The 8,761-nt window shown below is 67.2% G+C and carries 10 protein-coding genes; 6 read left to right on the top strand and 4 right to left on the bottom strand.

Features of this window, described 5'->3' with window-relative positions; genetic code table 11:
- Window positions 1-38: 38 nt before the first annotated feature.
- Window positions 39-416: a hypothetical protein gene (locus QMX82_RS10600; protein WP_282283147.1), complete on the bottom strand. Its 378-nt coding sequence runs from the start codon at window positions 414-416 to the stop codon at window positions 39-41.
- Between QMX82_RS10600 and QMX82_RS10595 the strand changes: the two genes are divergently transcribed.
- A complete protein-coding gene (locus QMX82_RS10595) occupies window positions 415-726 on the top strand; it encodes a hypothetical protein (protein ID WP_442969381.1) in 312 nt (103 codons plus the stop codon). The genes QMX82_RS10600 and QMX82_RS10595 overlap by 2 nt on opposite strands.
- On the opposite strand, the gene QMX82_RS10590 is transcribed toward QMX82_RS10595, so the two are convergent.
- Window positions 723-1,706 carry a DctP family TRAP transporter solute-binding subunit gene (locus QMX82_RS10590; RefSeq protein ID WP_282283145.1) on the bottom strand — a complete coding sequence of 328 codons (984 nt, stop codon included), beginning with the start codon at window positions 1,704-1,706 and terminating at the stop codon, window positions 723-725. The two genes, QMX82_RS10595 and QMX82_RS10590, sit on opposite strands and share 4 nt — an antisense overlap.
- Window positions 1,707-1,872: 166 nt before the next feature.
- On the opposite strand from QMX82_RS10590, the gene QMX82_RS10585 reads away from it, so the two are divergent.
- Window positions 1,873-2,706 (top strand): aldo/keto reductase, encoded by an 834-nt coding sequence (locus QMX82_RS10585; RefSeq protein WP_282283143.1) that lies wholly within the window; start codon window positions 1,873-1,875, stop codon window positions 2,704-2,706.
- Here QMX82_RS10585 and mnmC read toward each other — a convergent pair.
- Together mnmC and QMX82_RS10575 are read right to left on the bottom strand one after the other, a co-directional pair.
- The gene (gene mnmC, locus QMX82_RS10580) at window positions 2,703-4,640 is read right to left on the bottom strand and encodes a bifunctional tRNA (5-methylaminomethyl-2-thiouridine)(34)-methyltransferase MnmD/FAD-dependent 5-carboxymethylaminomethyl-2-thiouridine(34) oxidoreductase MnmC (protein WP_282283142.1); all 1,938 of its coding nucleotides are present in this window, start codon (window positions 4,638-4,640) and stop codon (window positions 2,703-2,705) included. The two genes, QMX82_RS10585 and mnmC, sit on opposite strands and share 4 nt — an antisense overlap.
- A gap of 55 nt (window positions 4,641-4,695) precedes the next feature.
- The gene (locus QMX82_RS10575; RefSeq protein ID WP_132831703.1) at window positions 4,696-4,911 is read right to left on the bottom strand and encodes a DUF6316 family protein; all 216 of its coding nucleotides are present in this window, start codon (window positions 4,909-4,911) and stop codon (window positions 4,696-4,698) included.
- Window positions 4,912-5,209: 298 nt separating this feature from the next.
- On the opposite strand from QMX82_RS10575, the gene QMX82_RS10570 reads away from it, so the two are divergent.
- The 4 genes from QMX82_RS10570 (at window position 5,210) to ssuD (ending at window position 8,753) form a co-directional block, all read left to right on the top strand.
- Window positions 5,210-5,848 (top strand): peroxiredoxin, encoded by a 639-nt coding sequence (locus tag QMX82_RS10570; protein ID WP_027598409.1) that lies wholly within the window; start codon window positions 5,210-5,212, stop codon window positions 5,846-5,848.
- Window positions 5,849-6,012: 164 nt separating this feature from the next.
- Window positions 6,013-6,600, top strand: a complete 588-nt coding sequence (ssuE, locus tag QMX82_RS10565) for an NADPH-dependent FMN reductase (RefSeq protein WP_208692342.1) — start codon at window positions 6,013-6,015, stop codon at window positions 6,598-6,600.
- A 15-nt stretch (window positions 6,601-6,615) separates the two neighbouring features.
- A complete protein-coding gene (locus QMX82_RS10560) occupies window positions 6,616-7,581 on the top strand; it encodes a sulfonate ABC transporter substrate-binding protein (protein ID WP_282283130.1) in 966 nt (321 codons plus the stop codon).
- A 23-nt stretch (window positions 7,582-7,604) separates the two neighbouring features.
- Window positions 7,605-8,753 (top strand): FMNH2-dependent alkanesulfonate monooxygenase, encoded by a 1,149-nt coding sequence (gene ssuD / locus QMX82_RS10555; protein ID WP_282283128.1) that lies wholly within the window; start codon window positions 7,605-7,607, stop codon window positions 8,751-8,753.
- Window positions 8,754-8,761: the final 8 nt, after the last annotated feature.

Raw genomic sequence — 8,761 nt, 5'->3', positions numbered from 1 at the left:
TACTGGATGACGGGGAAGGGACCCTGGCGTTGGGGGGTTTAGATCGGGGCGGGCAATACCCCGGCGGCGCCGTCGACGGCGCGGTCGACGCTGGTCACGCCGGGCACCAGGGCCTCGGGCTGGGTGGGACGACCTTCGTCCTGCAGGACACCCTTGACCGCATCGGCGATGGTAGGCTGCTTACGGGCCTGCTGGGCGGTGAGTTTTTCCACAGCCTTGGGATCGAAGCTGGCGTACCTGTCGAGCACCTTCTGCATGTCGGCATCGGTACGCGCCATGCTCTTGGCATTGCTGACCGCTTCGGCACCCAGCGAGCGTTTTTCCGGATCGCGGGCGCAGCCGGTCAGGGCGAGACCGGCGCCAACCAGGGCCAGGGCGAGGAGGGTGGGTTTGCTACGCAAGACGGACAGCGGCATGGCGAAGATCCTGTGCGAATTCGAGGGGACTACCTTCAAACCGACATGCTTATCGCGCGAGAGGTTCCGGCGGGCCGCCGGCAGGTGCCTGGCAATCGCCCTGCTGGGGCTGCTGGGTACCCACGCCTTCGCCGAGCCGGCGGCCTACTGGCGCTGGCGCAGCAACACGGATGGCCAGGAGTTCTGTACCCAGACGCCGCCGGGGGCGGGCTGGGTCCGGGTCGCGGGGCCCTTTCGCGATCTGCAGTGCCGCGAGCCGGGCAACCTGCCCTTGCGCCGCTGGGCCGTACCGCCGCAACAGCGCTTCTAGTTCGAGGTCTCGGCGGCCTTGAGCAGGGAGGCGCCGAGCTCGCCTTCGTAGCGCTGCCACACCGGGCGCATGGCCTCGCGCCAGCGGGTCCGCTGCTCGGGGGTGAGGGTGATGATCTCGCTGCCGCCCGCGGCGGCGATGCGCGCGCGATCGCGCTGATTTTCCGCCTCGGATTGCTTCTTCACCTCGAAGGTCACCTGGTCGATGATTTCCTCCAGGGTGCTGCGTACGGCGAAGGGCAGGGTACGCCAGCGATCCGCCTTGACGATCAGCATGTAGTCCAGGGCGCCGTGATTGCTTTCGGTGAAATAGCGCTGCTGCTGATCGAGGCGCTGGCTCCAGTAGTTGGACCAGGTGTTTTCGGTGGCATTGACGGTGCCCAAGGTGAGCGCCTGCAGGGTCTGGTTGAAGGGCAGCCTGACCGTCGTGGCGCCGAGGGCCTCGAACTGGCTCTGCAGGACGTCGGAATTCTGGATGCGGAACACCAGCCCCTTGGCATCACTGGGTTCGCGCAAGGGCTTGCGCGCCGCCAGCTGCTTGAGGCCGTTGGGCCAGTAGGCCAGGCCGATGATGCCGGCCGGCTCCAGACTGTGCAGCAATTGGCGACCACTGGGTCGGGCCTGGAAGTGATCGAGGGCCGCGCGACTCTCGAACAGGAAGGGCAGGTCGAACAGCTTGAGCTTGGGACTGAGTTCGGTGAGCTTGCTGATCGCCGGCGCCAGGATGTCGACCTTGCCGTCCTGCAGCGCCTGGAGTTCGTTGGCATCGGTGAAGACCGTGGCGCTGGGCATCACCTCCAGCTGGACCTGTCCGGCGAGGCGCTGCGCCACCAGTTGCTGGAACAGCTGAGCGCCCTTGCCCTTGGGGGTCTCCGGTGCCACCACATGGGAAAACCTCAGGGTAATGACGTCAGCGTAGCTGGACGTCATGGGCAGGGCAGCGGAGAGCAGGGCGCACAGGCCCAGGATCGACGATTTCATGGCAGGTCCTGGTGGTTATTCTTGGAATCCTTATAGGCGTACTTTACCAGTGCGACGTCAGGTCGCAGGGCCTGTGGGAAGGCGTTGGCTGCCGTTTGGCGGATGACCGGGAGAATCGGCGTCGCGCTGGCGTTCCAATGTCCACACCCAAGAGAAGGACGCGTCCATGAATACCGCTCAAACCGTTCGTTTGCCCGATGGCACTACCGTTCCGGCGCTGGGCCAGGGAACCTGGCGCATGGGCGAGAACGCCGACCTGCATCGCCAGGAGGTCAGCGCCTTGCGCCAGGGCCTGGACCTGGGCCTCACCCTGATCGACACCGCCGAGATGTACGGCGAAGGCCGCGCCGAGGAACTGGTTGGCGAGGCCATCGCCAGGCGGCGGGACGAGGTGTTCTTGGTGAGCAAGTTTTATCCGAAGAATGCCACCGAGGCCGGCGTGCCCCTGGCCTGTGAACGCAGCCTGAAGCGCCTGGGCACCGATGTCATCGACCTCTATCTGCTGCACTGGCGCGGCCAGGTGCCGCTGATCGAGACGGTCATGGCGCTGGAGAAGCTGCGCGACGAAGGCAAGATCCGCCACTGGGGCGTATCCAATCTCGACACCAGCGACATGCTCGAATTGAACGACGATCGCTGCAGCGCCAACCAGGTGCTCTACAACCTGGAACAGCGCGGCATCGAGCATGACCTGCTGCCCTGGAGCCAGCGTCAGCAGCTGCCGGTGATGGCCTATTGTCCGCTGGGGCAGGGCGGCGATCTCTTGCGGCACCCGGCCCTGGCTACCCTGGCCGAGCGGCATCAGGCCACCCCGGCGCAAATCGCCCTGGCCTGGGTGCTGCGTCAGCCGGGCGTGATCGCCATTCCCAAGGCGGGCGATGCCGGCCATCTCGAAGAGAACGCGCGGGCGCTGGATCTGCGCTTGGGCGACGAAGACTTCGCCCTGCTCGACGGCGCCTTCCCGCCGCCGCAAAGCAAGACGCCGCTGGCGATCATCTAGCCGCCGCGGATCAGCCGGCGCAGCGGAAAGCGCGTGGGGTGGCAGGCTTCGGCCACCCGTCGGGCCACCGGCAGGGGTTCGTCTTCCAGCCAGGCCGCCAGCAGTTCGGCGGCCAGCGGGGTGGTGACCAGGCCGCGTGAGCCGTGCGCCAGATTCACATAGAGGCCCGTGCGCCAGGGCGCCGCCTGCTCGGGCACCTGGCGGGCATCGTAGGCCAGCGCCTGGTAGTGCTGGGCGAAGATGGCTTCATCCGCGACCGGGCCGACCAGGGGCAGATAGTCCGGCGAGGTGCAGCGAAAGGCCACCCGGCCTTCCAGCGTTTCGGCGTCGTAGCCGGCGGCCAACGCGGGCGACAGCTCGGCGAGCAGCTGCAGATTGCTCTGGTGTTCCGCCTGGCTGGGTTCGGTGTCGTCCCGGTCGAAGACGAAGCTGGCGCCCAGGCAGTGCCGACCCTCCCGCGCCGGAGCAAGATAGCCTTCGCCGCAGACCGCGGTCGCCAGCGCCTGGCTGTCCGGGGTTTCCGGCAGCGCGGACAACTGTCCACGGATTGCCTTGAGCGGCAGCTCAGGCAGCAGCGTCCTGGCCTGGGCGGCACTGGCCACCACGACCACCGTCGCCGCCAGTGACTCACCCTGGGTGAGTGCCTGCCAGCCGTGCTCGGTTTGTTGCAGGGCGGTCACCTCGGTATGGGTGACCAGCTCGATATTCGGATGGGTCAGCCAGTGCGCGCACAGGGCGGGCGGATGCACCCAGCCCCCTTCCGGAAAGAACAGGCCACCGGCCGTCAGACCGATGCCGGCCCTGTTGCTGGCGGCTTCCCTATCCAGCGGTTGCAGCAGATCGGCGGGGAAGTGTGCCGCCAATTGCGCCTGCCGCTGGGCGTCCTTGTCCGTCAGCGCCAGTTGCAGCACTCCGCAGGGTGACCAGGCAGCGCCCGTTGGCAGGGCCTGCAGTTCGCGCAGGGTCAGGCCGAAGCCATCGAGGATCAGCCGACTGAGCGGGGTGTCATGGGCCGACAGTTTGAGATAGAGCACCCCCTGGGGATTGCCGGAGGCTTCCTGGGCGGGCGCCCCGTGGCGCTCGACGACCCTGACCTGCCAGCCGCGACGCGCGAGACTGGCCGCGGTGGCGCAACCGGCCAGGCCGGCGCCTATGACCAGCGCGGTGCGCGGGCCCTGGGGGCGCGATGGGCGGGCATACCAGGGCACGGCGGCAGGGATCACCGGGCGTTCCAAGACGCCAGCCAGCATTTCCCGCTTGTGGCCGAAGCCGGGCACCTTGGCCATGGCGAAACCGGCCTCGTTGAGGCCACGGCGGACGAAGCCGGCACAGGTGAAGGTCGCCAGGGTGGTACCGGCGTGGGACAGCCGCGCCAGTTCGGCGAACAGCGCGGGCGTCCACATCTCGGGATTCTTGGCCGGGGCGAAGCCGTCCAGGAACCAGGCATCGCAACGGGCATCCAGTTCGGGCAGGCGCTCCAGCACATCGCCAACCAGCAGGGTCAGGGTGACGCGCCCGTCATCCAGGATCAGGCGCTGGAAGCCCGGATGGATGGCCCGGTACTGCCGTTGCAGCGCCGCGCTGTAGGGGGCGAGCTCCGGCCAGAGGTTCAGCGCCTGGGCGAGATCGGCAGCGGTCAGGGGGAAGCGCTCGACGCTGACGAAATGCAGGCGCGCAGCCCTGGGCGCCAGGGTGGCGAAGAGTTGCCAGGCGCAGAGGAAGTTGAGGCCGGTGCCAAAGCCCGTCTCGCCTATGGTGAAGACTTCTCCGGCCGCCAGCGCGGCGAAGCGTTCGGCCAGGCGATTCTGCTGCAGGAAGACGTAGCGCGTCTCTTCCAGGCCGCTGGCGCGGGAAAAGAAGACATCGCCATAGGTGCGGGAGAGCGGTTGCCCGGAGGCGTCCCAGTCGAGCTGGGCGTGCTGGAAGTCGGTCATGAGCGGCGCGGCCTGGAATTCAGGGCGCGCAGTCTAAAGGATCGAGCGCAGGCGGTCAGACGTTGCTGACGGATTGGCGCATCAGACCCTGAGAGGTCTGCAGCCGCTCGACATAGCGGTCGATCTGGTTGAGGGCTTCCTCGCGGCTGAAGAAGGGGCCTTCCAGGGTGCCTTCGCGGGTGGTGAAGAAGAATTGGCCGTTGACCACGCTGACGCGCTCGCTTCGGAAATGGGTGCTGGCACCGGGGTCGTCATTGCGTTTGCCGAACATGAGAATCTCCTCCTCGTCTTGCCAACAGACCATGACGAGCGCTGCGGGTTGCCCCGCTCGGTGCGAATTGCGGTCCGTCGATCTTCCTTAGGTGTAGCACCCTAGCGGCCGCTGCGCCCGGGTGGAAAAAGCGCGACGAAATTGTGAGGGTGATCACGCGGCAGGTGGCATCGCGGCCGGGGAATGGCCCAGGCCGGGTCGGCTTTCGCGTTATAACCACAGCGTGATCCGATCTTTCCCGCCCGCTCTGGTGGGCGGCATAGTGCCGCTATCCCTACCTGCATCAGGAGAACTGCCAATGACCATCCGTCTGGGCGACATCGCCCCCGATTTCGAACAGGACTCCAGCCTGGGTCGCATCCGCTTCCACGAGTGGCTGGGCGACAGCTGGGGCGTACTGTTCTCCCATCCGGCCGACTTCACCCCGGTCTGCACCACCGAACTGGGCCTTACCGCCAAGCTCAAGGACGAATTCGCCAAGCGCGACGTCAAGGTGATCGCCCTCTCGGTGGACGGTCTGGAATCGCACCAGGGCTGGATCAAGGACATTGAGGAAACCCAGGCCACCGCCGTGGGCTTTCCGATCCTGGCCGACGCCGACCGCAGCGTCTCGACCCTCTACGACATGATTCACCCCAACGCCAACGACACCCTCACGGTGCGTTCGCTGTTCGTCATCGATCCGCAAAAGAAGGTACGGCTGTCGATCACCTATCCGGCCAGCACCGGACGCAACTTCGACGAGATCCTGCGGGTCATCGACTCCCTGCAGCTCACCGACAACCACAAGGTGGCGACCCCGGGTAACTGGAAGGATGGCGACGACGTGGTCATCGTGCCATCGCTCAAGGACGAGGAAGAACTCAAGCGGCGTTTCCCCAAGGGCTACACCGCGGTGAAACCCTATCTGCGCCTGACGCCCCAGCCCAATCGCTGAAATTTCCTGCGACAACCCGACCCCGGCTCAGGCCGGGGTTTTGTTTTTCTGGTTATAACCAAGTGCCGAAAAGGTATTTTTAGGGAATAAACACCCGCTGCTAAGGTCCGCTCATTCCTTTTTCGAGCGGCGCGACACCGCTCTTTTTTCTCCAGGAGACGGCGATGCAGGTGGTGACTTTGGCAGGCAGTCCGGCAGCGCGCTCGCGCTCCAGCGGCGTGCTGGATCTGGCAGCGAACTGGCTGCAGGGGCGTGGTGTGGAACTGTCCCGCTGGCGCATCCAGGACTTTCCCGCCGCCGACCTCATCGGCGCCCGTTTCGACAGCCCGCCAGTGGTGGAACTGATCGCCCAGCTGCAGGCCGCCGATGGCCTGGTGATCGCCACCCCGGTCTACAAGGCTTCCCTGGCCGGCGCCCTCAAGACGCTGCTGGACCTGCTGCCCGAGCGCGCCTTGGCACTCAAGGTGGTGCTGCCCCTGGCCACCGCCGGCTCCAGCGGTCATCTGCTGGCCATCGACTACGCGCTGAAGCCGGTGCTCTCGGCGCTCAAGGCCCAGGAAATCCTCAACGGCGTCTTCGCCGACGACAGCCAGGTCAGCTACACCGAGACCGGGGTCGCCCTGACCCCGGCGCTGGAGCAGCGCCTGCACGAATCCCTCGAACAATTTCACGCGGCCCTGGTGCGGCGTCCCCAACCCCTGACCCCCGAGCTGCTGGCCGATCGCATCGGCCAGGCGCGCTGGGGCATCTGACCAGGAGCCTTAGTCATGCAGTTCTCCTTCACGCGTTCGCTGCTCGCCGTTTCCCTGCTGACCCTGGCCGCCGGCCTGGCCCAGGCGGAAGAGACGGTACGCATCGGCTACCAGAAGTACGGCACCCTGATCACCCTCAAGGCACGCGGCACCCTGGAGCAGCGCCTGGCCAAGGACGGCGTCAAGGTGCAGTGGACCGAATTCCCCGGCGGCCCGCAGCTGCTGGAAGGCCTCAACGTCGGCAGCATCGACTTCGGCGTGACCGGGGAGACACCGCCGGTGTTCGCCCAGGCCGCCGGCGCCGATCTGGTCTATGTGGCCCATGAGCCGCCGGCGCCCACCAGCGAGGCCATCCTGGTGCCCAAGGATTCGCCGATCCGTTCGCTGGCCGATCTCAAGGGCAAGAAGATCGCCCTGAACAAGGGCTCCAACGTCCACTACCTGCTGCTGCAGGCACTGGCCAAGGCCGGCATCCCCTACCAGGACATCCAGCCGGTCTACCTGCCGCCCGCCGATGCCCGCGCCGCCTTCGAGCGCGGCGCGGTGGATGCCTGGGTGATCTGGGATCCCTACCAGGCCGCCGCCGAGACCCAGTTGCAGGCGCGCACCCTGACCGATGCCACCGGCCTGGCCGACAACCACCAGTTCTATCTGGCCACCCGCAGCTTCGCCAAGGCCCATCCCGAACAGGTCGGCGCCATCGTCGACGAGGTGCGCTCGGTGGGCGAGTGGGCCAAGGCCCACCCGGACCAGGTCGCCGCCCAGGTGGCGCCCCTGCTGAATCTGCCGCTGGACACCGCCGAGCGGGTGGTCAGGCGCCAGGGCTATGGCGCCCGCTTCATCAGTCCCGAGGTCGCCGCGCAACAGCAGAAGATCGCCGACGCCTTCACCGCCCTCAAGTTGATTCCCAAGCCGCTGACGATCCGTGACGTGGTGTGGACCCCGCCCGCCAGTCTGCAGACCGCTGCCGCCAAACCCTGATTTCGCCTGCTGGAGAAAGCCCCATGAGTCTCGATATCTTCTGGTTCCTGCCGACCCACGGCGATGGCCACTACCTGGGTACCGCCGAAGGCGCCCGCGCCGTCGACCACGGCTACCTGACCCAGGTCGCCCAGGCCGCCGACCGCCTGGGCTTCGGCGGGGTGCTGATCCCGACCGGCCGCAGTTGCGAGGATTCCTGGCTGGTGGCCGCCTCGCTGATCCCGGTCACCCAGAAACTCAAGTTCCTGGTGGCCCTGCGCCCCGGGATCATCTCGCCCACCGTGGCGGCGCGGCAGGCGGCCACCCTGGATCGCCTTTCCGGCGGCCGGGCGCTGTTCAACCTGGTCACCGGTGGCGATCCGGACGAACTGGCCGGTGACGGCCTGCACCTGTCCCACAGCGAAAGATACGAAGCCTCGGTGGAATTCACCCGCATCTGGCGTCGCGTGCTGGAAGGCGAGACGGTGGACTACGACGGCAAGCACATCCAGGTCAAGGGCGCCAAGCTGCTCTATCCGCCGCTGCAGCAACCGCGCCCGCCGCTGTATTTCGGCGGCTCCTCCGATGCCGCCCAGGACCTCGCCGCCGAGCAGGTGGAGCTCTACCTGACCTGGGGCGAACCCCTGAACGCGGTGCGCGAGAAGATCGAGGCGGTCAAGGCCAAGGCCGCCGCCCAGGGCCGCACGGTGCGCTTCGGCATCCGCCTGCACGTGATCGTCCGCGAGACCAATGAAGAGGCCTGGCGGGCCGCCGACCGGCTGATCGCCAACCTGGACGACGCCACCATCGAGAAGGCCCAGGCCGCCTTCGCCCGCTTCGACTCCGTCGGCCAGCAGCGCATGGCGGCCCTGCACGGGGGCCGTCGCGACAAGCTGGAGATCGCGCCCAACCTCTGGGCCGGTGTCGGCCTGGTGCGTGGCGGGGCCGGGACCGCGCTGGTCGGCGACGGTCCCACCGTGGCCGCGCGGGTCAAGGAATATGCCGCCCTGGGCATCGACACCTTCATCTTCTCCGGCTATCCGCACCTCGAAGAATCCTATCGGGTGGCCGAACTGCTGTTCCCGCACCTGCCGGTCAAGCGGCCGACCCAGGTCGAAGGCGCCAACTACGTGAGTCCCTTCGGCGAGATGGTGGCCAACGACATCCTGCCGCAGAAAGCGGCGCAGAGCTGAGGGAGGCG

The sequence above is a fragment of the Pseudomonas sp. PS02302 genome, assembly GCF_029959585.1.
GTDB classification, from domain to species: Bacteria; Pseudomonadota; Gammaproteobacteria; order Pseudomonadales; family Pseudomonadaceae; genus Chryseomonas; species Chryseomonas aestiva.
Note: the sequence above shows the minus strand (reverse complement) of the source record. Positions and strands in the feature narration are given on the sequence as shown.

Bases quoted from the DNA above. Each gene is read 5' to 3' on its own strand.
- QMX82_RS10595 (WP_442969381.1), top strand. From the start codon at position 415: ATGGCGAAGATCCTGTGCGAATTCGAGGGGACTACCTTCAAACCGACA.
- QMX82_RS10600 (WP_282283147.1), bottom strand. From the start codon at position 416: ATGCCGCTGTCCGTCTTGCGTAGCAAACCCACCCTCCTCGCCCTGGCC.
- QMX82_RS10590 (WP_282283145.1), bottom strand. From the start codon at position 1,706: ATGAAATCGTCGATCCTGGGCCTGTGCGCCCTGCTCTCCGCTGCCCTG.
- QMX82_RS10585 (WP_282283143.1), top strand. From the start codon at position 1,873: ATGAATACCGCTCAAACCGTTCGTTTGCCCGATGGCACTACCGTTCCG.
- mnmC (WP_282283142.1), bottom strand. From the start codon at position 4,640: ATGACCGACTTCCAGCACGCCCAGCTCGACTGGGACGCCTCCGGGCAA.
- QMX82_RS10575 (WP_132831703.1), bottom strand. From the start codon at position 4,911: ATGTTCGGCAAACGCAATGACGACCCCGGTGCCAGCACCCATTTCCGA.
- QMX82_RS10570 (WP_027598409.1), top strand. From the start codon at position 5,210: ATGACCATCCGTCTGGGCGACATCGCCCCCGATTTCGAACAGGACTCC.
- ssuE (WP_208692342.1), top strand. From the start codon at position 6,013: ATGCAGGTGGTGACTTTGGCAGGCAGTCCGGCAGCGCGCTCGCGCTCC.
- QMX82_RS10560 (WP_282283130.1), top strand. From the start codon at position 6,616: ATGCAGTTCTCCTTCACGCGTTCGCTGCTCGCCGTTTCCCTGCTGACC.
- ssuD (WP_282283128.1), top strand. From the start codon at position 7,605: ATGAGTCTCGATATCTTCTGGTTCCTGCCGACCCACGGCGATGGCCAC.